The following is a 22,421-nucleotide window of genomic DNA, read 5'->3' as shown; positions in this document are numbered from 1 at the left end:
GCTCCCCCACTCTCGGCTTCGCTCGAGCGGGGGGACCCCCATGACGTCGCAGGGCCCGCCCTTCGGGCGGACGACGCGACTTTGCGGACACCCCCAAGGAGCCCGGTCCATCGACGGACCGGGCTGCACCCCCCACCGCGCCACCACGAGGAGGACATCGCGTATGGCACAGCCGCAGCAGTCAGAAGGGGCGGGGGCGAAGCGCCCGCGGACGGCCGGGGCAGCGCGTCCACCGAGGCCTGCGGACGAGAAGCCGTCACTGCGTGTCGGCATGATCGGCTACGCCTTCATGGGCGCTGCCCACTCCCAGGGCTGGCGCACCGCGGGCCGTGTCTTCGACCTCCCCCGCAGCCCGGTGCTGTCCGTGATCTGCGGGCGCAACGCGACCGCGGTCCGGGCGGCGGCCGACCGGCACGGCTGGGCGGCGACCGAGACCGACTGGCGGGCCCTGCTGGAACGGGACGACGTGGACCTCGTCGACATCTGCACCCCCGGCGACAGTCACGCCGAGATCGCCCTCGCCGCGCTGGCCGCCGGCAAGCACGTGCTGTGCGAGAAGCCCCTCGCGAACACCGTCGAGGAGGCCGAGACGATGACCGCCGCGGCCGAAGCGGCCCACCAGCGCGGGCAGGTGGCGATGGTCGGCTTCAACTACCGGCGGGTGCCCGCCACCGCGCTGGCCCGCTCCATGGTCGCCGAGGGCCGCCTCGGAGCCCTGCGGCACGTGCGGGTGACCTACCTCCAGGACTGGCTGGTGGACCCGCAGTTCCCCCTCACCTGGCGGCTGCGCAAGGAGAGCGCGGGCTCCGGTTCGCTCGGTGACCTTGGGGCGCACATCATCGACCTGGCCCAGTACCTGACGGGTGAACAGCTCGCCGGGGTCTCCGCGCTCACCGAAACCTTCGTGAGGGAACGCCCACTGCCCGCCGGGCCGACCAGCGGCCTGGCGGCCGTCTCGGCCAACGGCGCCGGGCAGGTCACCGTGGACGACGCCGCCGTGTTCACCGGCCGCTTCGCCTCCGGAGCTCTCGCCTCCTTCGAGGCAACCCGCTACGCCACCGGCCGCAAGAACGCCCTGCGCATCGAACTCAACGGCGAGCGCGGCTCGTTGGCGTTCGACCTGGAACGCCTCAACGAACTCTCCTACCACGACGGCACGGAACCCGGAGCGCACGCCGGCTTCCGCCGCATCCTGGTCACCGAACCCGAGCACCCCTACCTGGAGGCCTGGTGGCCGCCGGGCCACGGTCTCGGCTACGAGCACACCTTCGTCCACCAGGCCCGCGACCTGGTGCACGCGATCGACGAGGGCCGCCGCCCCGAACCCTCCTTCGCCGACGGGCTGCAGGTGCAGCGGGTGCTGGCGGCCGTGGAGGAGAGCGCGGAGAAGAACTCCGTCTACACACCCGTCGCGATCTGAGGAGGCGTACACACATGCCGCGCAGGTTCACGCTGTTCACCGGTCAGTGGGCGGACCTCCCGCTCGAAGAGGTCTGCCGCCGGGCGCGCGACTTCGGCTACGACGGACTCGAACTCGCCTGCTGGGGTGACCACTTCGAGGTCGACAAGGCACTCGCGGACCCCTCGTACCTGGACTCCCGTCACCAACTGCTCGACAAGTACGGACTGAAGTGCTGGGCGATCTCCAACCACCTGGTCGGCCAGGCGGTGTGCGACGCCATCATCGACGAACGCCACCAGGCGATCCTGCCCGCCCGTATCTGGGGCGACGGCGAGGCGGAGGGCGTCCGGCAACGGGCCGCCGCCGAGATCGCGGACACCGCGCGCGCCGCGGCCGCCTTCGGCGTCGACACCGTGATCGGCTTCACCGGCTCCGCGATCTGGCACCTGGTCGCGATGTTCCCGCCCGCCCCCGAAACCATGATCGAACGTGGTTACGAGGACTTCGCCGAGCGCTGGAACCCGATCCTCGACGTCTTCGACGCGCAGGGCGTGCGGTTCGCGCACGAGGTCCACCCCAGCGAGATCGCGTACGACTACTGGACGACGCAGCGCACCCTGGAGGCCGTTGACCACCGGCCGGCCTTCGGCCTGAACTTCGACCCCTCCCACTTCGTGTGGCAGGACCTCGACCCGGTCGGCTTCCTGTGGGACTTCCGTGACCGGATCTACCACGTCGACTGCAAGGAGGCCCGCAAGCGGCTCGACGGCCGCAACGGACGCCTCGGCTCCCATCTGCCGTGGGGCGACCCGCGCCGGGGCTGGGACTTCGTCTCCGCGGGCCACGGCGACGTCCCCTGGGAGGACGTCTTCCGGATGCTGCGCTCCATCGACTACCAGGGCCCGATCTCCGTCGAGTGGGAGGACGCCGGCATGGACCGGCTCCAGGGTGCGCCTGAGGCACTGGCCCGCCTCAAGGCGTACGACTTCGAGCCGCCGTCCGCCTCCTTCGACGCGGCGTTCGGCGGCAACGACCAGTCCTAGTTCCTCTTTGTGAGTTCCGGGGTGACGGCGCACCCCGGCGCAAGGCACCCGCATGCACAACCGGCCCCTTCTGGAGGCACCCGTGCACACGAACGACGGCACCACCAGCACCGACGGACCCCCGACCCACAGACGACGCCTGTCCTTCCGTGTCTCCTCGGGCGGAGCGGGCGGCACGCTGGTCGACGACTTCGTCCTCCCCACGAGCTGAGCGGAGGTGATCCTCATGCGCTCCACCGGGCGCTTCGTCACGGCCATCGCGGGCGCGGCCCTGCTCCTGGGCTGCGTCTCGGGCCCCGCGTCCTCACAGGCCGCATCCTCGGACGGGGTCCACGGCCCGCGGGTGCTGGTCTTCTCCAAGACGGCCGGCTTCCGGCACGACTCGATCCCCGCAGGCATCGCGGCGATCAGGGAACTGGGCGACAGCGACGGCTTCAAGGTCGACGCCACCGAGGACGCGGGCGTGTTCACGACGCGCACCCTGCGGCGCTACGACGCGGTCGTCTTCCTCTCCACGACGGGAGACGTCCTCGACCCCGCCCAACAGCGCGCCTTCGAGGGCTACATCCACCGCGGCGGCGGCTACGTCGGCGTCCACGCGGCCGCCGACACCGAGTACGACTGGGAGTTCTACGGCGGTATCGCCGGCGCCTACTTCCAGTCCCACCCGGCGATCCAGCCCGCGACGATGACCGTCGAGGACGGCGCGCACCCGGCGACCTCGGGGCTCCCGCGGGCCTGGGAACGCACCGACGAGTGGTACAACTACCGCTCCAACCCCCGAGGCCGCGTCCACGTCCTCGCCTCCCTCGACGAGTCGTCGTACACCGGCGGCACCATGAACGGCGATCACCCGATCGCCTGGTGCCAGACCTACCAGGGCGGCCGCGCCTTCTACACCGGCCTCGGCCACACCAAGGAGTCCTACGCCGAACCGGCATTCCTGCGGCACCTGCTGGGTGGCATCCGGTACGCGGTCGGTGACGCCCAGGCGGACTGCCGGCCGGAGAGCGGATACCGTCCGCTCTTCGACGGCAGCCCGGCTTCCCTCTCCGGCTGGCATCAGGCCGGCCCGGGATCCTTCACCCTGGGCGCCGACGGCACCCTCACGTCGTCCGGCGGGATGGGCATGCTCTGGTACGCCGACCGGAGCTTCCGGGCGTACTCCCTGAAACTCGACTGGCGGATGTCCGGCGAGTCGGGCGACGACAACTCCGGTGTCTTCGTGGGATTCCCGCCCTCCGACGACCCGTGGTCGGCCGTCGACAACGGCTACGAGATCCAGATCGACGCCACCGACGTCCCGGAGAAGACCACCGGGTCCGTCTACGGCTTCCAGTCCGCGGACCTGGGCAGGCGCGACCGGGCGCTGAACCCGCCGGGGGAGTGGAACACGTACGAGATCCGGGTGGAAGGCGAACGCCTGCGCCTGTGGCTCAACGGCGTGCAGATCAACGACTTCACCAACACCGACCCGGCCCGGAGCCTCGGCGACGGACACATCGGCATCCAGAACCACGGATCCGACGACCGGGTGTCGTTCCGTGACATCCGGATCAAGGAACTGCCCGCGAAGTCCCCGGCCCGCACGGCTTCGCAGGGCCACTGAACGGCGGCGGGCGGGGGACGTCGGATCTCCGCCCGCCGAATCCTCCCCATTCGGGGGGCGTACGTCGTGTTCGAGAAGGAGGCTGCCCATGTCCGCGTCCGTTTCCGCTCCGCGCGTCGGAGTCTGGTTGATCGGCGCCCGTGGCTCCGTCGCCACCACCGTCGTGGCGGGCTGCGCCGCAGTGACCGCGGGCCTGCACCCGCCGACCGGCCTGACCACCGAGTCCCCCGCGTTCGCCGACAGCGGCCTGCCACCGCTGGCCTCGCTGGTCTTCGGCGGCCATGACACGGTGGACTGCCCGCTGCCCAAACACGCGGAGACCCTCACGGCGGGCGGCGTCCTGCCACCCGGCCTCGCGGCGGCGGTCCAGGCCGAACTCGCCGCCGCGGACCGGGAGATCGCCCCCGGCGGCCCGCTCCCCGGCGACACACGGAGCGAGGAGGAACTCATCGCCGCCTTCGCCGCGGACCTGCGGGACTTCGTACGACGACACGGGCTGGCGCGGGCGGTGGTCATCAACGTCGCCTCCACCGAACCTTCGGCCACCGGCCGGTCCCTGCCCCCGAGTTCCCTGTACGCGGCGGCGGCGCTGCGCGCGGGCTGCCCCTACGTCAACTTCACCCCCTCCACCGGACTGCACCACCCGGCGCTCGCGGCCCCGGCGGCGACGAGCGGACTGCCCTACGCGGGGCGCGACGGCAAGACCGGCCAGACGCTGCTGCGCTCGGTACTGGGCCCCATGTTCGCGCAGCGGGCCCTCGCCGTCCGCGCCTGGTCCGGCAGCAACCTGCTGGGCGGTGGTGACGGAGCCGCCCTCGCCGACCCGGCCGCCGCGGCGGCGAAGAACGCCGGCAAGGAGAGGGTGCTGGCCGACACCCTCGGTACGGTCCCCGAGGGCGAGGTCCACATCGACGACGTCCCCGTGCTCGGTGACTGGAAGACCGCCTGGGACCACATCGCCTTCGACGGCTTCCTCGGCGCCCGCATGATCCTCCAGACCATCTGGCAGGGCTGCGACTCGGCGCTGGCCGCCCCCCTGGTCCTCGACCTGGCCCGCCTGACCGCCCGCGCCCACGAGCAGGGACTGTCGGGACCGCTGAGTGAACTGGGCTTCTACTTCAAGGACCCCGTGGGCGAGGGCCCGGCGGCGCTCGGCGAACAGTACGCCGCACTCGTGGGGTTCGCGCAGCGGCTGCGGGACGGTGACTCCGGTTCACGTCCACCGGAGCGGACCGGGGAGATCCCGGTCCCGGCGGCGGACGAACGGGGGGACGGTCGATGAGCGGCCGAACCGAACCGGCGCCCGGACGCGTCAACGGTGCCGCCCAGCCGGGCGCACCCGTCGGAATCAGCGGTCTGCCCGCCCCGCCACCTCCCGAGAGCCGGACCGTTACCGACACCGACGGGTCGGTCGGCACCGGGCCCGCACAGGGCGCCGTCGGCGTCGGTGCCTGGGCCGAACTGCTGCGCCTCCCAGCCCTGTTCACCGTCCCCGGGGACGTCCTCGCGGGTGCCGCCGCGGTCGGCGCACGAGTCGATTCCCGCACCCTGCTCGCCATCGGCTCCTCCCTGTGCCTGTACCAGGCGGGCATGGCCCTCAACGACTGGGCCGACCGGGCCGAGGACGCCGCCGAACGTCCGCACCGTCCCCTCCCCTCCGGCCGGATCCGCCCGACCGCCGCTCTCACGGCGGCGTGCGCCCTCACCGGCGCGGGACTGTCCCTGTCCGCCTGCGCCGGCCGGCCCGCCCTGGCCGTGGCGGTTCCGCTGGCCGCGACCGTGTGGGCGTACGACCTCGCCCTGAAGCACACCCCGGCAGGTCCCTTCGCCATGGCCACCGCCCGTGGCCTCGACCTGCTGCTCGGCGCCGCGGCCACCACGGGAACGAACGGCAGGAGCCGGACAAGGGGCACGACACCCCCCACTGGCACCGGCACCGGCACCGGCACCACATCCGGGACGCCCCTCGGAGTCCTGGCCACGCTCACAACGGCACGGAACAGGGCCCCCGCCGCCGCACCGTCGGCTGCCGCGAGCAGGATGCGCCGAGCCCTGCCGTCGGCCGCCCTGCTGGGCACGCACACCCTCGCCGTCACCACCGTCTCCCGGAGGGAAACCACAGGCGGCTCACCCCTGGCTCCCCTCGGCGCCCTGGCCACGACCGCCGTACTCACGCGACTCCTGACACACCCGGCCCGCAAACCGAGCGGCATCCCCGATGCCATACAGGCCACCAGGCACGGCACCCTCAAGCGCCCGGCCGCCGGCACCCTGCGCACCGCACTGGCAACCACCCTCGCCGCCTCCTACGCCGCCACCGCCGCCCGCCCCTACCTCCACGCCACCCTCAATCCGTCACCCCAGCTCACCCAACGAGCCGTCGGCGGCGGCATCCGCGCCACCATCCCCCTCCAGTCCGCCCTCACCGCCCGCTCCGGCGCGTCCGTCACCGCACTGCTCACCGCGGCCCTGGCCCCGCTCGCGGCGAGGTTCGCGAAGAAGGTGAGCGTCACATGAACCCCGAGGCCCTCCACCCGGCGAACGGCGCAGCACCCGACGCCACCGCCCTCCGCTTCGGCTACGGCACCAACGGCCTCGCCGACCTCCGTCTCGACGACGCCCTGACCCTGCTCGCCGACCTCGGCTACGACGGCCTCGGTCTGACCCTCGACCACATGCACCTCGACCCGCTCGCCCCGGACCTCGCGGCCCGCACTCGCCGCCTCGCACACCGGCTGGACCAGCTCGGCCTGACGGTCACCGTCGAGACGGGCGCCCGCTATGTCCTCGACCCACGCCGCAAACACGGTCCGTCCCTGCTGGACCCCGACCCCGACGACCGCGCCCGGCGCGTCGACCTGCTGATCCGCGCGGTCCGTGTCGCCGCCGACCTCGGCGCCCACGCCGTCCACTGCTTCAGCGGGATCACACCGGCCGGCACCGACGAGGACACCGCGTGGAAACGCCTGGCCGAGGCACTCGACCCGGTCCTGGACGCGGCCGGCACAGCCGGCGTCCCCCTCGCCGTCGAACCCGAACCAGGCCACCTCCTCGCCACCCTCGCGGACTTCCACCGGCTCCGCCGCACCCTCGGCGACCCCGAACTCCTCGGTCTGACCCTCGACATCGGCCACTGCCAGTGCCTCGAACCGTTCCCGCCCGCCGACTGCGTACGCGCCGCCGCTCCCTGGCTGCGCCACGTCCAGATCGAGGACATGCGCCGCGGCGTCCATGAACACCTCCCCTTCGGGGACGGGGAGATCGACTTCCCGCCCGTGCTCGCGGCCCTCGCCGCCACCGGCTACCAGGGCCTGACCGTCGTCGAACTGCCCCGCCACTCCCACGCGGGCCCCCACTTCGCCGAACTCTCCCTTCCCTACCTCCGGCACGCAGCCGCGCCCTCACAAGGGAGCACCCCATGACCCGAGCGCACGCCCACCCGGCGCCCCCCGCGGTCGGCACCCAGGGCACCACCCTCGCCCACACCCAGCCGTCCGACCTGCATCACCACGTCGTCACCGGCCTCGACGAAGCCGCCCGCGCCTGGCTGGACCAGGCCCTCGACGAGGCCGCCGCCCGCCCCGGCACCAACGGCCCCATCTCCGCGTGGGAGCTCCGGCTCGCCGAAGCCGGACGCCGTTGCGGCCCGGAGTACGCCGACGCCGTCCGTGTCCTGATCCTCCACGCGGCCCGCGCCGACCTGGACGCCGTCTCCCGGGTGTACGTCCAGGGCACCGCCGCGGAACGCCGCGCCGTCCTGTACGCCCTGCCCCACCTGGTGCCCGGACCCGAGGCGCTCCCGCTGATCGAGGACGCCCTGCGCACCAACGACACCCGTCTCCTGGCCGCCGCCGTCGGCCCCTACGCCGCCCGGCATCTGCCTGCCCACGCATGGCGGCACGCCGTCCTGAAGTGCCTGTTCACCGGCGTTCCCGTGGCGGAGGTGAGCGAGTTGGACCGGCGCGCCCGCGCCGACTCGGAACTCGCCCGCATGCTCCACGACTACGCCGAGGAACGCACCGCCGCCGGCCGCCCCGTGCCCGAGGACCTGCGCCGCGTCCAGACCCTGACCGGCCCCACGCCCACGCCACCCGCCGACCCCGGCACCCGCGGCCTCGACGGCAAGGAGTCCTGATGCGCCTCTTCGACCCCCACATCCACATGACGTCCCGCACCACCGACGACTACGAGGCCATGCGGGCCGCGGGCATCCGCGCCGTCGTCGAGCCGTCCTTCTGGCTCGGCCAGCCCCGCACCGCGCCCGCCTCCTTCCTCGACTACTTCGACTCCCTGCTGGGCTGGGAGCCGTTCAGGGCCGCCCAGTACGGCATCGCCCACCACTGCACGATCGCCCTCAACCCCAAGGAGGCGAACGACCCGCGCTGTCTCCCCGTCCTCGACGAACTGCCCCGGTATCTCGTCAAGGACCAGGTGGTGGCCGTCGGCGAGATCGGCTACGACTCGATGACCCCGGCCGAGGACACCGCCCTCGCCGCACAGCTCCAGCTCGCCGCCGACCACGAACTGCCGGCCCTCGTCCACACCCCGCACCGCGACAAACTCGCCGGCCTGCGCCGCACCCTCGACGTGATCCGCGAATCCGCCCTGCCGCCGGAGCGAGTGCTGGTCGACCACCTCAACGAGAACACCGTCAAGGAGGCCAGGGACAGCGGCTGCTGGCTGGGCTTCTCCGTCTATCCGGACACCAAGATGGACGAGGAACGGATGGTGGTGATCCTCAAGGAGTACGGGCCCGAGAAGGTGCTCGTGAACTCCGCGGCGGACTGGGGGAGAAGCGACCCCCTCAAGACCCGAAGCGTCGCCGACGCCATGCTGGCGAGCGGCTTCGGGGAGGACGACGTCGACCAGGTGCTGTGGCGCAACCCCGTCGCCTTCTACGGGCTCAGCGGCCGCCTGGTCCTCGACGTCCCGGACCCCTCCGGCACCCACGAGGGCAACTCCGTCCTGCGCGGCGGGGAGTGAACGATGCGCTTCAGGCACCCCGACGGCAGCACCGTGCACCTCGCCTACTGCACCAACGTCCATCCCGCCGAGACCCTCGACGGCGTCCTCGCGCAACTGCGTGACCACTGCGAACCCGTGCGCCGCCGCCTCGGCCGGGACCGGCTCGGCATTGGGCTGTGGCTCGCCCGGGACGCGGCGCAGGCCCTCGTCAGCGACCCGTCCGCGCTGCGCCGACTGCGCACCGAACTCGACCGACGCGGACTCGAAGTCGTCACCCTCAACGGCTTCCCGTATCAGGGATTCGGCGCCGAGGAGGTCAAGTACCGTGTCTACAAACCCGACTGGGCCGATCCGGAACGCCTCGACCACACCTTCGCCCTGGCCCGCGTCCTGGCCGGACTGCTCCCCGACGACGTCACCGAGGGCAGCATCTCCACCCTCCCGCTCGCCTGGCGCACCGCCCACGACCAGCGCACCGCACAGACGGCCCGCACGGCCCTGCTCACCCTCGCCGAGCGACTCGATGCCCTGGAGGAGCTGACCGGACGCTCCATCCGCCTCGGACTCGAACCGGAACCCGGCTGCGTCGTCGAGACCACCCACGACGCCATCACCCCGCTGACCGCGATCGGCCACGACCGGATCGGCATCTGCGTCGACACCTGCCACCTCGCCACCTCCTTCGAAGATCCGCACACCGCCATCGACGCGCTCGCCGACGCCGGCATTCCCGTCATCAAGTCCCAGCTCTCGGCCGCCCTGCACGCCGAGCACCCCCACCTCCCCGAGGTCCGCGCCGCCCTCGCCGCCTTCGACGAACCCCGTTTCCTGCACCAGGCCCGCACCTCCACCGCCGCAGGCCTGCGCGGCACCGACGACCTCGGTGAGGCCCTCGCCGGCGAGACCCTGCCCGAAGGGGCGCCCTGGCGCGCCCACTTCCACGTCCCCCTGCACGCGGACCCAGCCGCGCCCCTCACCTCCACGCTGCCCGTCCTGAAGACCGCCCTGACCCGGCTCGTCGGCGGCCCGACCCCCCTCACCCGCCATCTGGAGGTCGAGACCTACACCTGGCAGGCGCTCCCGCCCGAGCTCAGGCCCCGCGGCCGGACCCAGCTCGCCGACGGCATCGCCGCCGAACTGGCCCTGGCCCGCGACCTGTTGACCGACCTCGGCCTGAAGGAACTCCCATGAGCAGCCCCACCTCTCCCGGCGCCGAAGCCGACCTGCCCACCCAGGCCCACTCCGGCGCCGACAGCGCGAGCGGCGCCGAGCACCCCGTGCCCCTCCTCGTCCTCGACGTCGTCGGCCTCACCCCCCGTCTCCTCGACCACATGCCCCACCTCAAGGCGCTCGGCCAGTCCGGTTCCCGCGCGCCCCTCGGCACCGTCCTGCCCGCCGTCACCTGCGCGGCCCAGTCCACCTTCCTCACCGGCACCCACCCGTCGGAGCACGGCATCGTCGGCAACGGCTGGTACTTCCGCGAGCTCGGCGACGTACTCCTGTGGCGCCAGCACAACGGTCTGGTCGCCGGGGACAAACTCTGGGACGCCGCCCGTCGCGCGCACCCCGGCTACACCGTCGCCAACATCTGCTGGTGGTACGCCATGGGCGCCGACACCGACATCACCGTCACCCCCCGTCCCATCTACTACTCCGACGGCCGCAAGGAACCGGACTGCTACACCCGGCCCGCCGCCCTGCACGACGAACTCACCGAGAAACTCGGCACCTTCCCCCTCTTCCACTTCTGGGGACCCGGCGCGGACCTGGTCTCCAGCCGCTGGATCATCGACGCGACCCGGCACATCCTGCGCACCCGCCACCCTGACCTGACGCTCTGTTACCTCCCCCATCTCGACTACGACCTGCAGCGCTTCGGCCCCGACGACCCGCGCTCCCTCAAGGCGGCCACCGACCTGGACGCGGCCCTCGCCCCACTGCTGGACGACGCCCGCGCCGAGGGCCGTACCGTCGTCGCGCTCTCCGAGTACGGCATCACCCGCGCCGAGCGCCCCGTCGACATCAACCGCGCCCTGCGCCGCGCCGGACTGCTGGAGGTGCACACACAGGACGGCATGGAGTACCTCGACCCGATGGCCTCCCGTGCCTTCGCGGTCGCCGACCACCAGATCGCCCATGTCTACGTCCGCCGGCCCGAGGATCTGGACGCGACCAGGGCCGCCCTCGACGGCCTGCCCGGCATCGAGCAACTGCTGGACGACGAGGGCAAGAAGGCCCACCACCTCGACCATCCGCGCGCGGGCGAACTCGTCGCCGTCGCGGAACCGGACGCCTGGTTCACGTACTACTACTGGCTCGACGACGACCGCGCGCCCGACTTCGCGCGACTGGTCGAGATCCACCGCAAACCCGGCTACGACCCGGTCGAACTCTTCATGGACCCGCTCGACCCCTATGTGAAGGTCAAGGCGGCGACGGCGCTGGCCCGCAAGAAACTCGGGCTGCGCTACCGCATGGCGGTCGTGCCCCTGGATCCCTCACCTATTCGTGGCAGCCACGGCCGCCTCCCGGCGAGCGACGACGACGGTCCGCTCCTCATCTGCTCCACCCCCCAAGCTGTCGACGGCCGTGTCGCGGCCACCGACGTGAAAGCACTGCTGCTCCACCTGGCCGGTCTGTCCTGACCGGTCCGACTGTCTGTCTGTGCTGACTGGTCACAAGTGAAGCACTCACCACTGACAACGCCCTCCGACACCGAGGAGTTCCAGGCATGAGCCGCACCTCCCAGACGGATCCCGAACTCACCCACCGACTCACCCGGCGCGGCATGCTCGGCGTGGCCGCGGGCGCCACCGCCGCCGCACTGCTGGGTGCCGCCGCCTCGCCGGCGACGGCCGCCGCCGAGACCGCCGCCGGTGGCGGCCGTGGTCGTCCCGTCCTGCCGCCCGGTCGGCTCGGTATCCAGCTCTACAGCCTGCGCGACAAGGTCTCCACGCTGGGCTTCGCGCCCGTCTTCGCCGAACTGGCGAAATACGGCTACGACGAGGTCGAGTTCGCCGGATACACCCAGGGCTCGGCGGGCCCGATCACGCTCGCCCAGCTCAAGCGGCTGGCACACAACCACGGCCTGAACCCGATCGGCAGCCACGTCGGCTACTACGCCGACGACCCGAACGCCTACACCTTCGCGCAGAACCTCACCAAGGTCCTCGACGACGCCCAGGCCCTCGGCCTCAAGCACATAGGCACCGCCTCCGGGCCGTTCCGCTACGGCTCCACGGTCGACGCGTGGAAGCGGGCGGCCGAGGAGTTCAACACGTACGGCGCGGCGGCGCGGGCGCGCGGCATGAAGTTCTACCAGCACAACCACTCGGAGGAGTTCTCCTTCGCCACCGACAACCCCAAGGTCCGCCTCTACGACGTGCTGCTCGCGGAGACCGACCCCGACCTCGTCTTCCTGGAGATGGACATCTTCTGGGCGTACTCCGGGCAGTTCCGCTTCTCGAAGCGGCCCGACGGCACCCCCGCCCCCTTCGAGCCGCTCGACTACGTCCTCAGACAACCGCACCGCTACCCGCTCTTCCACGTCAAGGACGGCGTGAGCGACCCGGCGAACCAGTACGGCTACCGGATGACCGACGTCGGTGACGGCGACATCGACTACCAGCGGTTCATCTCCGCCGTGACCCGGCTGCGCGGCGAACGCATGGCCCACCACTGGCAGGCCGAGCACGACAACCCGACCGAGTCCTTCACCTTCGCACGCCGTTCGAGTGCCCACTTGCACTCGTTGCGGGAGAAGTGCTGACCCACGGGAGCTCGACGTGAGGAGGCCCTCCCCGCACCGGGGAGGGCCTCCTCACGTACGCGACGGATCAGCCGGCGGGTGAGGTTCGGGGGAGTTGGTGACGCATTCCAGGACGACCCCGACACCGAACTGATCGTCCGCACCGACGAAGACGGCCCGGCGGGTGCTCGACCGGCTGAACACCGAGCGTGACACCACCGAGAGTTGACGTGGGGTGACTGTCTCGCGCCAGCCGACAGCACTACCTTCCTCCCCACGATGGTCCGCGCCCGCCACCCGTCGTCCGCGCCCGCCCGAGCGACCCGTGCGCGCGACGAGTCATGCACCCCCGCCCCCGACCGTGCACTGTGAGCGGAGCTAACGATGGCACCCACTCTCGCCCCGAACACCCCGATGGAAACCCAAGCACCCGCCCTCACCCTGAAGTCCGGCACGTCCTGGGCCGACGCCTGGCGACGCTGTCTCGCCGTCGCCCCCGAGGCCTTCCGGGACGACCGCGTCCTCAACCTCTGGGGCTCCGCCTGGCGGGCCGACGGCCGTACCCTGCCCGCCACCAGTCCGGTCGACGGCAGTCCGATCGCCGGCCCGCCCCGGCTGGACGAGGCCACCGCCCGGCAGGCCGTCCGCGCCTCCCTCGACCAGCACCGAGCCTGGCGCCACCTCCCCCTCGACGAGCGCCGCGCCCGCGTCGCCGCCACCCTCGACGCCCTCACCGAACACCGCGAACTGCTCGCGCTGCTGCTGGTCTGGGAGATCGGCAAACCCTGGCGGCTCGCGCAGGCGGATGTCGACCGGGCCATCGACGGTGTGCGCTGGTATGTCGACGGCATCGACCCCATGCTGGCGGGCCGGGTTCCGCTGGACGGCCCGGTGTCCAACATCGCCAGCTGGAACTACCCGATGAGCGTGCTCGTTCACGCAGTGCTGGTACAGGCATTGGCAGGCAACGCGGTCATCGCCAAGACCCCGACCGACGGCGGTGTCGCCTGCCTGACGCTGGCCTGCGCGCTCGCCGCCCGCGAGGGGATTCCCGTCACCCTGGTCAGCGGCAGCGGCCGCGAGCTGTCCAAGGCGCTGGTGCGCGCACCGGAGATCGGCTGCGTCTCCTTCGTCGGCGGCCGCGACACCGGCGCCGCGGTGGCCACGGCCGTCGCCGACCTGGGCAAGCGACACATACTCGAACAGGAGGGACTCAACACCTGGGGCATCTGGAACCACACGGACTGGGACGCGCTCACCGCGATCGTTCCCAAGCTCTTCGACTACGGCAAGCAACGGTGCACGGCGTACCCGCGCTTCGTCGTCCAGCGGCAGCTGTTCGACGAGTTCCTGGCCGCCTACCTCCCGGCGGTCCGCACCCTGCGCGTCGGGCACCCGCTGGCTGTGGAGAAGCCTGACGACCCATACCCGGAGCTGGACTTCGGACCGGTGATCAACGCGGCCAAGGCCAAGGAACTGCACGACCAGGTCACCGAGGCCGTCGAGCGCGGCGCCGTCCCCCTGCACCGCGGCCGACAGCCCGACGCCCGGTTCCTGCCCGGCCAGGACACCTCCGCGTACGTCCAGCCGGTCACGCTCCTGAACCCGCCGCCGTCCTCCCCGCTGCACCACGCGGAGCCGTTCGGCCCCGTCGACACCATCGTCCTGGTCGACACGGAGGCGGAGCTGCTGGCCGCGATGAACGCCTCCAACGGCGCGCTGGTGGCCACGCTGTCCACGGACGACCCGGCGACGTTCGAACGGCTGGCCCCGCAGATCCGCGCGTTCAAGGTCGGCCACGGCACACCCCGCTCGCGGGGCGACCGCGACGAGCTGTTCGGCGGGTTCGGCGCGTCCTGGCGCGGCGCGTTCGTCGGCGGCGAGCTCCTCGTGCGCGCCGTGACCCTGGGCCCGGCCGGGGAGCGGCTCCCCGGCAACTTCCCGGACTACCACCTCATGCCGTGAGGAACACGATCGTCAGCCGTACCGACTCCTCTGCCGGCATGGCTGACGATCAGTTCCGGAGCACCGGCGGGGCCACCCGCGACGAACCGCCCGTGCCCGCCGCGCCCATCCGGCGCCACCCGTCAGCCGATGCCCTGCCGGTCCGGCCGGAGGGCGAACGCGCGGTCCGCGGGCGAGGGAGTGTGCCGCTCGACGGCCTGCGCGAGCAGTGCCCGATGACGCAGCAGCGGAGCCCGCCGCTCCTCGGGGGCGAGGAGCGCAAGATCGTCCACCCCGGCCAGCAGGCGCCGTGTGACCTGCGGGTTTCCCACCGCACAGCCGCGGATCTCGGTGAACCCCAGATCCACCAGATCGGTCCACCCCGGCACCGGCTGCACCAGCCGCAGCTCACCGCGCCGATCCCGGTACACCGACGCGTCCAGCGGACGCCGGGACACCGCGGCGAGGAACTGGACGATCCGGTCCAGGGCCTGCACGGCGGTCGTCGGATCGTTGATCGCGGGGGAGAGGGCCTTCAGCGCGATGTCGGACAGCTGGCGCAGCCCGAAACCGAGGTCCTGGTGGAAGGTGCGTTCCACGCCCACGGACACGGTGCGGCGCAGGGCGCGACGGGGCGGTGCGGATCTGCCATGGACCGCCAGGACGGGCGTCCCCGGGACGACGAAGTCCCCGATCCGCGGAATCAGCCTCAGGACGACACCGTGCTGCCGCGCCACCCGCACCAGCCGCGCGATATCGACGTCCCGCAGGACACCGGCCCGCCCGTCGTGGGCGATCCACGCGGTCACCGGCCCGAGCGCGCCCTCCTCCGGAGGTGTGCCCGTCGGCATCGTCGCGGCCACCCGGAAGGCCTCGCCGACGATCCGGTCGATCACATGGCTGATCCGCATCAGCCGCAGCGTCGAGTTCACGTACATCACGAACAGCAGCAGACTCAGCCCGACCATGACGAGTGTGAGGACCGACTGCACCAGCGGGACCGAGGAGACCAGACGGGGATCCTGATCACTGCCGTACGAGGTCAGCACCAGCAGCGTCAGCACGAACGTCGCCAGGAACACGGCGAACGTGGCCTTCGTGATCCTGCTCCGTACGAAGATCCGCACCACCCGCGGACTGAACTGGCCGCTAGCCATCTGCACGGCGACCAGCGAGATGCTGAAGACGACACCGATGAAGGTCATCATCGCCGAGCTCACCGTGGTCACCACGGTCCTGGCGTCGTCGGCGAACTTCAGCAATTCCTTGACCGTGTCGTAGTCCTGCTGGTCCTGGAGCGCCGCGATGATCCGGGTGTCGATCTCCGAAGCCACCGCCCACACCACGAAGACGCACACCATCGCCGCGACGGGCGCGAACCAGAACGTGTCCCGCAGGTGTTCCCTGAGCGGCGACAACGCCCGGGGGCGGCGCCCCGTGGCCGGGCCGCCCGTAACCATCCAGTCGCTCATGGTGAGACCTTTAGGGTCACCGGCGCCGCCGGTCCGGGAGCGGCGCTCGGACGACGGAAACGCAGGTGAAAGGCACTCCGAAAGCTTGGTATTGTTGTCCATGTCGCCGCGGGGAACACCCCCGTCCAGGCGGCGGACACCTCGTCCGGGTGGCGGAATGGCAGACGCGCTAGCTTGAGGTGCTAGTGCCCTTTATCGGGCGTGGGGGTTCAAGTCCCCCCTCGGACACACAGGCACATGGGTGCCGGCTGATTCTCGGCCGGCACCTTTTGCGTTTCGTGGTCATACGACCAGGGAGGCCCGGTGTCGAGGGCGGCGCCGGCCGGCCTTCGCTCAAGGGCGTCGAGGCAGGTCGTCAGCGCGGCGCCCCAGAGGGTGAGCGCATTGAGCCAGGGGACGCAGTCCTGGAGGAAGCCGGGATCGGCTACGCCCTCGCGGATGACCTGCGACGCCGAAGCGAGCAGCTCCGCGTAGGGGCGCAGCGAGAGCAGCGCGGCGGTCCGGTCGCCTTCGTGCCGGCGCACACGGAAGTCGTCCAGGCGGGAGGCGAGTTCGGGAGCTTGCGGCTGCCAACCTCCGGAGTCGGAATCGGCGGCGTGCTGGGTGTCGAGGAAGGCCGGCGTGCGTGCCGCCCGGCAGCGTATCGAAAGCGGGCGACCAGCGTGCCCAACACCGTTCGGGCACACGACTGCGCAGCAGTCCTGGTAGTAGGACTACCGGCCGGGCTGACCGTACGTCACCGCATCTGCCCCATCGCTCCACCTGGTGTGCTCGATGTCGTCCAGCGGGACGGAGAAGCTGCGGACGCTGAGGTCGGGGCATCGTCGACGGTTAACCGTTAACGAGATGCCCGTGTACCTGCGGTGCGGGGTGGTCGACAAGCTCCGGATCAGTCGGCGTCGAGGCCGTCGATCAGGCGGTTGAGGAAGCGGGTGAAGGTGGCTTTGGGAGCGAGGGGGCGTCCGGGTGCGGCGAGGGCCTCGGCCAGCTCGGGGTGGTGGCCGTCGCCGGCGACAGCGGCGAGGTAGCGGGCTTCGGCTGTGGCCCGTTCGGGCGACTGTGCCGCTGTGGCCTGCGTGATCTCGTAGCCGACGTGGCCCGCCACGAACGCGGTGAGCTGGGCGAAGACCTCCAGTTTCGCCGCCCCGTCCAGACCGGTGGGGCGCAGGGCGGCAAGGGCCCGTTCCAGGAAGGCCAGGGCGTTGGGGCCGGGTGTCCTGCGGGTGGACAGTGCGCCGGGCAGCCAGGGGTGCCGCAGCATGAGGGCGCGCTGGAGATGGGCGATTGCCTTGAGGTCGACGCGCCAGGCACCCGTGAGGGCGTCCGTCGTGGGCAGTTCGCCGCTGACGTGGTCGACCATCAGTTCCAGCAGCGTCTCCTTGTCGGGGGCGTAACTGTAGAGCGACATGACGCCGGCTCCGACCTGCGAGGCGACCCGCCGCATGGTGACCGCGTCAAGCCCTTCGGTGTCTGCCAGGGCGACGGCTGCCACCGTGATCGCCTCGCGGCTGAAGGCGGGCCTGCGCCCCCTGCGCGGCCCGGTGGGGCTCAACCAGAGCTGTTGCGGGTCAACGCCCCTGCCGGACGCGCCATCACGGGTCACGATCTTCGTTGTCTCCTTCTCCTCGCGCAGTGGCCCTTGCACAGGCCATCCAAGCATCCACTATTGTCGTACGACGTACGAGAATGGTGGAGGGGAATGATGACATCACCTACGCACGACGCCGCGTCGAACCCGGCCTGGACACCGCCTCCCGGGAAACCGCCGTTGTCCTCGCGGCTGATGAGAAGCATCTGGCGCGGCCTCCCCGCCAAACGGCACGAAGTGGGGTGGCAGCCGGGTCTGGTGGTTTCGGCCGCTGACGGCAGCCCTCTGATCACGGATCATTACTTTCCTCGCGCGGAGGGAGACTTCCCCACCCTTCTCGTGCGCTCGCCGTACGGCAGGGGCCTGCCGTGGTCACCCATGTACGGCATGCTCTTCGCCGAACAAGGTTTCCACGTGGTCCTGCAGAGCTGCCGCGGTACCGGCGGCTCGGGCGGTCAGTTCGATCTGTGGCGCAACGAGGCCGCTGACGGCCAGGCCACGGTGGCCTGGCTGAGAGGGCAGCCGTGGTTCAACGGAAAACTGGGCACCATCGGCCCCAGCTACCTCGGGTATGTGCAGTGGGCGCTCGCCCTGGACCCGCCGCCGGAGCTGAAGGCGATGGTGGTGCAGGTGGGTCTGCACGATCCCTACGCCCTGTTCCACACGGACGGTGCGCTCCACCTGGAGAACGCCCTTCTCGTCGGCGTCGGCATGGAGTACCAGCACCGGGGGATGGCGCCGTTCCTGCGAGCGACGTTGCGCCTGCAGCGCCGACTGCGCGGAGTCATCACCGCGCAACCGCTGCGCGGTGCGTACGTGTCAGCCCTCGGGCGTGAAGTGCCGTGGCTGGACGGCGTGATGACACACCCGGATGTCGACGATCCGTACTGGTCCGGCGCGTCTCCAGGGGAGGCGGCGGAGCGGCTGGGCGTGCCCACCAGCCTGATCACCGGATGGCACGACGCGCTGGTCGACCAGACCCTCGAGCAGTACGACCGGCTTCAGCAGGCCGGATGCGAGACCGCCCTGCTCGTCGGCCCGTGGACCCACACGTCCGCAGTTCAACAGGGCTGGCCCGAGGTGTTCGCCGAGAGCCTCGCCTGGCTGCGTGCGCACCTGTGTGGTGACCGCTCCGGACTGCGCCCCACCGCAGCGCGCATCCACGTCGGCGGCGAGAACGCGTGGCGGGATCTCGACGGCTATCCGCTGTCCCCGGCCACCGCGTCGTGGTTCTCCGCCCCGGACGGGCAGCTGACCCCACAGGCACCCACGGGCAACGAACCGCTGACGTCCTTCCGTTACGACCCGGCGGACCCCACCCCGTCGCTCGGTGGCCGTCTGCTCTCCCGTACCGCCGGCCCACGCGACAATAGTGCCCTGGAGGCCCGAGACGACGTTGTGACCTTCACCGGTCCGCCGCTGTCCGAGCCCGTGGATGTCATCGGCCCGGTCTCCGCGCGGCTGCGTGTCTCCACCGACACCGGGTACGCCGATGTCTTCACCCGCCTGTGCGATGTGGACCCGCAAGGGCGTTCCACCAACGTCTGTGACGGGCTGGCTCAGTTGAGGACCGTGGGGCAGACGCCGTCGGAGGTCACCGTGCCGATGAGCTACACCGCCCACCGCTTCGCCGCCGGTCATCGTATGCGCTGGCAGATCAGCGGAGGCGCCCATCCGCGCTATGCCCGCAATCCGGGCACCGGGGAGCCGTCGGTCGACGCCAAGACGTTCACACCGATACGAACGACCCTCCATGCCGGGTCGGTGTTGATGCTTCCTCAGAGTGCGCCGGCTGCCCAGCCCGTCGGTGGCCATCAGCCGGACGTGTAGGCCGGTGCCGGTGAAAAGTGCCTGGGGCCGGGGGAGTCGGGCGGCTACGGCGACACCCGTGGCCCCCGCTCCACCCGCGCCACCCCGCCCGTCTCCAGAGCCACCCAGATCGCGCCGTCGGGTCCCACCGTGAGGCCGTGCGGCTCGGACGACGGGGACGGGAGGGCGTGCTCGACGATGCGGACGGTCCCGGAATCCGTGGTCTTGGCCGCTTGTTGGGTCACGGTGAGGTGGCCGACTCGGTTGGCGCCCCACTCGGTGAACCAGCAGTCTCCGGTCGCGGCTGCCACGATGGCGTGCGGCCTGGCGGTGCGGTCGGGCAGCGGAAACTCCTCGATGCGGCCGTCCACCGAGATCCTGCCGACCTGTCCCGCCGCGATCTCGACGAACCACAGGGCCGCACCGTCACTGGTGATGCCCACCGGTCCGGCGCCGGGAGTGGGCAGGGGGTGCAGGGTGCTGGCGCCGTCGACGCTGATACGGCCGATCGCGTTCGCCTGGTGGAGCGTGAACCACAGGGCGCCGTCGGGTCCCAGAGTGATCGCGGACGGGAAGCCGCGCTCCGTGGGCAGGACGAACTCGGTGATCGTCCCGTCGACGGTGACCCGGCCGACCCGGTCGGTGTTCATCTGCGTGAACCACATGGCACCGTCCGGGCCGGCGACGATCCCGAAGGGGCCGCTGTCGGGCGTCGGTACGGTGAAGGAGCGCACGTCTCCCTCGACGGTGACGCGGCCGATCCGGTGGTCCTGGGACCGGGTGAACCACAGTGCCCCGTCGGGGCCGGGCGTGATGACCGTCGGTCGGCAGGTGGGCGAGTCCAGCGGATGCTCCGTCAGTTCTCCGTCCGGCGCGAGACGCGCGATGCGGCCGCTGTGGACGAGAGTGAGCCACAGGGCGCCGTCGGGGCCGGTCGTGATGCCGTAGGGGCCGTCCTTGGCGTCCGCCACGCGGATCTCCGTGATGGCAGGGGCCTCGGAGTGCTGCACGGTGGGTCCTTTCGGTGTTCTCGTGGGACGTCGTCGCACCCTGCCCGTGGGGGAGGGGCGGGCGCAACGGCATTAAAGGGGTGGCGGACGGCGCGCGGGCTGGATAGCTTTGCGAGACGCAACGGTCCGTATCACGGAACCCATGGCGGCAGTCGGCCGCCCGTCGCGGCTCACCAAAAGGGGATGAGGTCACATGTCGTCGACCGGCAAGGTCTGGTTCGTCACCGGTGCGTCGCGCGGGCTCGGCCGCGCGTTCGCCGAGGCCGCACTCTCCGCCGGAGCGCGGGTCGCGGCGGCCGCCCGTGATGTCGAACCGCTCGCCGAACTGGCCGAGCGGTACCCGGAAGATCTTCTGCGGATCTCCCTGGACGTCTCCGACCGTGCGGCCGTCTTCGAGGCGGTGGACAAGGCGGCCGCGGCCTTCGGGCGGCTCGACGTCGTGGTCAACAACGCCGGCGGTCTGCTGTACGGCATGGTCGAGGAGTCCACGGAGGAGCAGATCCGCGCCCACCTGGACGTCAACTTCTTCGGCGCGGTGTGGGTGGCCCAGGCGGCCATCCCCCACCTGCGGGCGCGGGGCGGCGGGCGTCTCCTCCAGATCACCACGATGGGCAGCGCGAGCGCGGGCAGCGTGGCCTCCGTCGGGTTCTACGGCGCGGGCAAGGCGGCCCTCGACTCCGTCAGCGACGCGCTGGCCATGGAGGTCGAGCAGTTCGGGATCAAGGTCGTCATCGTACAGATGGGCGGATACACCACTGGCCTCTTCACGACCGGCACCACGGTGACCGAGCCAAACCCGGCCTACGACACCCTGCGGGCCCGGTTGGTCGAGATGTTCGGCGATGACGCCGGGCCGGACCCTCGTACCGCGGCGCCCGTCGTCATGGAGCTGGCCGAGATGCCGGACCCACCGCGGCGCCTGATCGTCGGAAGCCGGTCCTTCGACCTCGTCCAGGAGTGGGACCGGACCCGAGCCGAGCACTACCGGGCCTGGGAGTCCCTCAGCCGCCGGGCGCCGGGCTGACTCCGCGGCGGGCCGCCGCTCGCCCGGCCGAGCTCTCGGGATCGACGCGAGGGATCGATACGGGGGATCAGTAGGGTCGTCGGTATGGGCGATGTGCGGGTGGTGCTGATCGGCGGGACGTCGAACGTCGGCAAGTCGACAGTCGCCAGGGTGGTGGCGGAGCGGCTCGGGTTCGCCCACCGGTCGACGGACTTGCTGGCGCGACACCCCGGGCGGCCCTGGCGGACACCGGAGCGGGAGGTGCCGGATCATGTCGCCGAGCACTACCGTGCCTTCACCGTCGACGAGTTGATCGCCTCGGTCCTCGACCACTACGAACGCCTGTGGCCCCGGATCGAGGAGCTGATCACGGCCCACGCCACGGAGGGCGGCGCTCGGACGGGCCTGGTCCTGGAAGGCTCGGCCCTCTGGCCGGCCCGCGTCGCGGAGTCGCGGCTCCCACGAACCGCGGCCGTCTGGCTCACCGCCGACCACTCCGTCGTACGCGACCGCGTGCATCACTCCGGCCACTACACGACCGCGACGGACGACGAACGGCACCTGATGGACAAGTTCCTTGCCCGCACTGAGCGTTACCAGACCCTCATGACCGCCGCCGTCGACAGCCTGGGCCTGCGGCGCGTCGACGGGGGTGGCGGACGGCCGGTGACGGAGGTGGCGGACGCGGTGCTCGCGGCCGTCGGTGAGCAGCGGATGGCGCGGGGCGTCTAGATGTATTGATCACGAGCGTTGTTAACGCTGGCCGGGCTTGATCATGGCGAAGGCCTCCGTGTGTGGTGGAGGTGTCGAATCTTCACCGCACGGAGG

General features: G+C 71.5%; 20 protein-coding genes and 1 tRNA gene. 17 read left to right on the top strand and 4 right to left on the bottom strand.

The genetic code is table 11. The annotated features are described in order from the left end of the window. The first annotated feature begins 163 nt into the window (after nucleotides 1-163). The 13 genes from ABZ027_RS40790 to ABZ027_RS40730 all read left to right on the top strand — a co-directional run bounded on the left by ABZ027_RS40790 (nucleotide 164) and on the right by ABZ027_RS40730 (nucleotide 14,732). A complete protein-coding gene (locus ABZ027_RS40790) occupies nucleotides 164-1,420 on the top strand; it encodes a Gfo/Idh/MocA family oxidoreductase (RefSeq protein ID WP_356777718.1) in 1,257 nt (418 codons plus the stop codon). 14 nt (nucleotides 1,421-1,434) lie between these two features. Then, nucleotides 1,435-2,445 carry a sugar phosphate isomerase/epimerase family protein gene (locus ABZ027_RS40785; protein WP_356777716.1) on the top strand — a complete coding sequence of 337 codons (1,011 nt, stop codon included), beginning with the start codon at nucleotides 1,435-1,437 and terminating at the stop codon, nucleotides 2,443-2,445. An 82-nt stretch (nucleotides 2,446-2,527) separates the two neighbouring features. Then, on the top strand, nucleotides 2,528-2,656 hold the full coding sequence (locus ABZ027_RS40780; protein WP_356777714.1) for a hypothetical protein: 129 nt from the start codon (nucleotides 2,528-2,530) through the stop codon (nucleotides 2,654-2,656). 15 nt (nucleotides 2,657-2,671) lie between these two features. Further along, nucleotides 2,672-4,054, top strand: a complete 1,383-nt coding sequence (locus tag ABZ027_RS40775; protein WP_356777712.1) for a ThuA domain-containing protein — start codon at nucleotides 2,672-2,674, stop codon at nucleotides 4,052-4,054. An 88-nt stretch (nucleotides 4,055-4,142) separates the two neighbouring features. Next, nucleotides 4,143-5,336, top strand: a complete 1,194-nt coding sequence (locus ABZ027_RS40770; RefSeq protein ID WP_356777710.1) for an inositol-3-phosphate synthase — start codon at nucleotides 4,143-4,145, stop codon at nucleotides 5,334-5,336. Next, the gene (locus ABZ027_RS40765) at nucleotides 5,333-6,571 is read left to right on the top strand and encodes an SCO3242 family prenyltransferase (RefSeq protein WP_356777708.1); all 1,239 of its coding nucleotides are present in this window, start codon (nucleotides 5,333-5,335) and stop codon (nucleotides 6,569-6,571) included. The genes ABZ027_RS40770 and ABZ027_RS40765 overlap by 4 nt, the downstream gene beginning before the upstream one ends. Then, entirely contained in the window at nucleotides 6,568-7,476 is a 909-nt protein-coding gene (locus ABZ027_RS40760) for a sugar phosphate isomerase/epimerase family protein (protein ID WP_356777706.1), read from the top strand. Before ABZ027_RS40765 ends, ABZ027_RS40760 begins: the two co-directional genes overlap by 4 nt. After that, nucleotides 7,473-8,189 (top strand): EboA domain-containing protein, encoded by a 717-nt coding sequence (locus ABZ027_RS40755; protein WP_356777704.1) that lies wholly within the window; start codon nucleotides 7,473-7,475, stop codon nucleotides 8,187-8,189. Before ABZ027_RS40760 ends, ABZ027_RS40755 begins: the two co-directional genes overlap by 4 nt. Further along, nucleotides 8,189-9,037 (top strand): TatD family hydrolase, encoded by an 849-nt coding sequence (locus tag ABZ027_RS40750; protein WP_356777702.1) that lies wholly within the window; start codon nucleotides 8,189-8,191, stop codon nucleotides 9,035-9,037. Before ABZ027_RS40755 ends, ABZ027_RS40750 begins: the two co-directional genes overlap by 1 nt. Nucleotides 9,038-9,040: 3 nt before the next feature. After that, nucleotides 9,041-10,210 (top strand): metabolite traffic protein EboE, encoded by a 1,170-nt coding sequence (gene eboE, locus ABZ027_RS40745; protein WP_356777700.1) that lies wholly within the window; start codon nucleotides 9,041-9,043, stop codon nucleotides 10,208-10,210. Continuing rightward, the gene (locus tag ABZ027_RS40740; protein ID WP_356777698.1) at nucleotides 10,207-11,664 is read left to right on the top strand and encodes a nucleotide pyrophosphatase/phosphodiesterase family protein; all 1,458 of its coding nucleotides are present in this window, start codon (nucleotides 10,207-10,209) and stop codon (nucleotides 11,662-11,664) included. Before eboE ends, ABZ027_RS40740 begins: the two co-directional genes overlap by 4 nt. Nucleotides 11,665-11,750: 86 nt before the next feature. Continuing rightward, nucleotides 11,751-12,788, top strand: coding sequence for a sugar phosphate isomerase/epimerase (locus ABZ027_RS40735; protein ID WP_356777696.1), 1,038 nt, complete (start codon nucleotides 11,751-11,753; stop codon nucleotides 12,786-12,788). Between the two features lie 363 nt (nucleotides 12,789-13,151). Next, nucleotides 13,152-14,732: an aldehyde dehydrogenase family protein gene (locus ABZ027_RS40730; RefSeq protein ID WP_356777694.1), complete on the top strand. Its 1,581-nt coding sequence runs from the start codon at nucleotides 13,152-13,154 to the stop codon at nucleotides 14,730-14,732. A gap of 122 nt (nucleotides 14,733-14,854) precedes the next feature. On the opposite strand, the gene ABZ027_RS40725 is transcribed toward ABZ027_RS40730, so the two are convergent. Further along, the gene (locus ABZ027_RS40725) at nucleotides 14,855-16,183 is read right to left on the bottom strand and encodes a DUF2254 domain-containing protein (RefSeq protein WP_356777692.1); all 1,329 of its coding nucleotides are present in this window, start codon (nucleotides 16,181-16,183) and stop codon (nucleotides 14,855-14,857) included. Nucleotides 16,184-16,326: 143 nt separating this feature from the next. Between ABZ027_RS40725 and ABZ027_RS40720 the strand changes: the two genes are divergently transcribed. Continuing rightward, nucleotides 16,327-16,411, top strand: a tRNA-Leu gene (locus ABZ027_RS40720). Here ABZ027_RS40720 and ABZ027_RS40715 read toward each other — a convergent pair. Both ABZ027_RS40715 and ABZ027_RS40710 read right to left on the bottom strand, forming a co-directional pair. After that, on the bottom strand, nucleotides 16,393-16,707 hold the full coding sequence (locus ABZ027_RS40715; protein ID WP_356777690.1) for a hypothetical protein: 315 nt from the start codon (nucleotides 16,705-16,707) through the stop codon (nucleotides 16,393-16,395). The two genes, ABZ027_RS40720 and ABZ027_RS40715, sit on opposite strands and share 19 nt — an antisense overlap. Nucleotides 16,708-17,072: 365 nt before the next feature. Further along, on the bottom strand, nucleotides 17,073-17,789 hold the full coding sequence (locus tag ABZ027_RS40710) for a TetR/AcrR family transcriptional regulator (protein WP_356777720.1): 717 nt from the start codon (nucleotides 17,787-17,789) through the stop codon (nucleotides 17,073-17,075). A gap of 177 nt (nucleotides 17,790-17,966) precedes the next feature. Here ABZ027_RS40710 and ABZ027_RS40705 point away from each other — a divergent pair, with 177 nt between their 5' ends. Continuing rightward, entirely contained in the window at nucleotides 17,967-19,601 is a 1,635-nt protein-coding gene (locus ABZ027_RS40705; RefSeq protein WP_356777688.1) for a CocE/NonD family hydrolase, read from the top strand. Nucleotides 19,602-19,645: 44 nt separating this feature from the next. Here the strand turns inward: ABZ027_RS40705 and ABZ027_RS40700 are convergent, their stop codons facing one another. Beyond that, a complete protein-coding gene (locus ABZ027_RS40700) occupies nucleotides 19,646-20,590 on the bottom strand; it encodes a virginiamycin B lyase (RefSeq protein WP_356777687.1) in 945 nt (314 codons plus the stop codon). 193 nt (nucleotides 20,591-20,783) lie between these two features. On the opposite strand from ABZ027_RS40700, the gene ABZ027_RS40695 reads away from it, so the two are divergent. Both ABZ027_RS40695 and ABZ027_RS40690 read left to right on the top strand, forming a co-directional pair. Further along, a complete protein-coding gene (locus ABZ027_RS40695; protein WP_356777685.1) occupies nucleotides 20,784-21,614 on the top strand; it encodes an SDR family NAD(P)-dependent oxidoreductase in 831 nt (276 codons plus the stop codon). Between the two features lie 84 nt (nucleotides 21,615-21,698). After that, nucleotides 21,699-22,325, top strand: a complete 627-nt coding sequence (locus tag ABZ027_RS40690; protein ID WP_356777683.1) for an AAA family ATPase — start codon at nucleotides 21,699-21,701, stop codon at nucleotides 22,323-22,325. The last annotated feature ends 96 nt before the right edge of the window (nucleotides 22,326-22,421 follow it).

The sequence above is a fragment of the Streptomyces sp. NPDC006332 genome, from assembly GCF_040612855.1.
In the GTDB taxonomy this organism is placed as follows: Bacteria; Actinomycetota; Actinomycetes; order Streptomycetales; family Streptomycetaceae; genus Streptomyces.
This window is presented reverse-complemented; position numbering and strand designations above follow the sequence as displayed.

Bases quoted from the DNA above. Each gene is read 5' to 3' on its own strand.
- ABZ027_RS40790 (WP_356777718.1), top strand. From the start codon at position 164: ATGGCACAGCCGCAGCAGTCAGAAGGGGCGGGGGCGAAGCGCCCGCGG.
- ABZ027_RS40785 (WP_356777716.1), top strand. From the start codon at position 1,435: ATGCCGCGCAGGTTCACGCTGTTCACCGGTCAGTGGGCGGACCTCCCG.
- ABZ027_RS40775 (WP_356777712.1), top strand. From the start codon at position 2,672: ATGCGCTCCACCGGGCGCTTCGTCACGGCCATCGCGGGCGCGGCCCTG.
- ABZ027_RS40770 (WP_356777710.1), top strand. From the start codon at position 4,143: ATGTCCGCGTCCGTTTCCGCTCCGCGCGTCGGAGTCTGGTTGATCGGC.
- ABZ027_RS40765 (WP_356777708.1), top strand. From the start codon at position 5,333: ATGAGCGGCCGAACCGAACCGGCGCCCGGACGCGTCAACGGTGCCGCC.
- ABZ027_RS40760 (WP_356777706.1), top strand. From the start codon at position 6,568: ATGAACCCCGAGGCCCTCCACCCGGCGAACGGCGCAGCACCCGACGCC.
- ABZ027_RS40755 (WP_356777704.1), top strand. From the start codon at position 7,473: ATGACCCGAGCGCACGCCCACCCGGCGCCCCCCGCGGTCGGCACCCAG.
- ABZ027_RS40750 (WP_356777702.1), top strand. From the start codon at position 8,189: ATGCGCCTCTTCGACCCCCACATCCACATGACGTCCCGCACCACCGAC.
- eboE (WP_356777700.1), top strand. From the start codon at position 9,041: ATGCGCTTCAGGCACCCCGACGGCAGCACCGTGCACCTCGCCTACTGC.
- ABZ027_RS40740 (WP_356777698.1), top strand. From the start codon at position 10,207: ATGAGCAGCCCCACCTCTCCCGGCGCCGAAGCCGACCTGCCCACCCAG.
- ABZ027_RS40735 (WP_356777696.1), top strand. From the start codon at position 11,751: ATGAGCCGCACCTCCCAGACGGATCCCGAACTCACCCACCGACTCACC.
- ABZ027_RS40730 (WP_356777694.1), top strand. From the start codon at position 13,152: ATGGCACCCACTCTCGCCCCGAACACCCCGATGGAAACCCAAGCACCC.
- ABZ027_RS40725 (WP_356777692.1), bottom strand. From the start codon at position 16,183: ATGAGCGACTGGATGGTTACGGGCGGCCCGGCCACGGGGCGCCGCCCC.
- ABZ027_RS40705 (WP_356777688.1), top strand. From the start codon at position 17,967: ATGAGAAGCATCTGGCGCGGCCTCCCCGCCAAACGGCACGAAGTGGGG.
- ABZ027_RS40695 (WP_356777685.1), top strand. From the start codon at position 20,784: ATGTCGTCGACCGGCAAGGTCTGGTTCGTCACCGGTGCGTCGCGCGGG.
- ABZ027_RS40690 (WP_356777683.1), top strand. From the start codon at position 21,699: ATGGGCGATGTGCGGGTGGTGCTGATCGGCGGGACGTCGAACGTCGGC.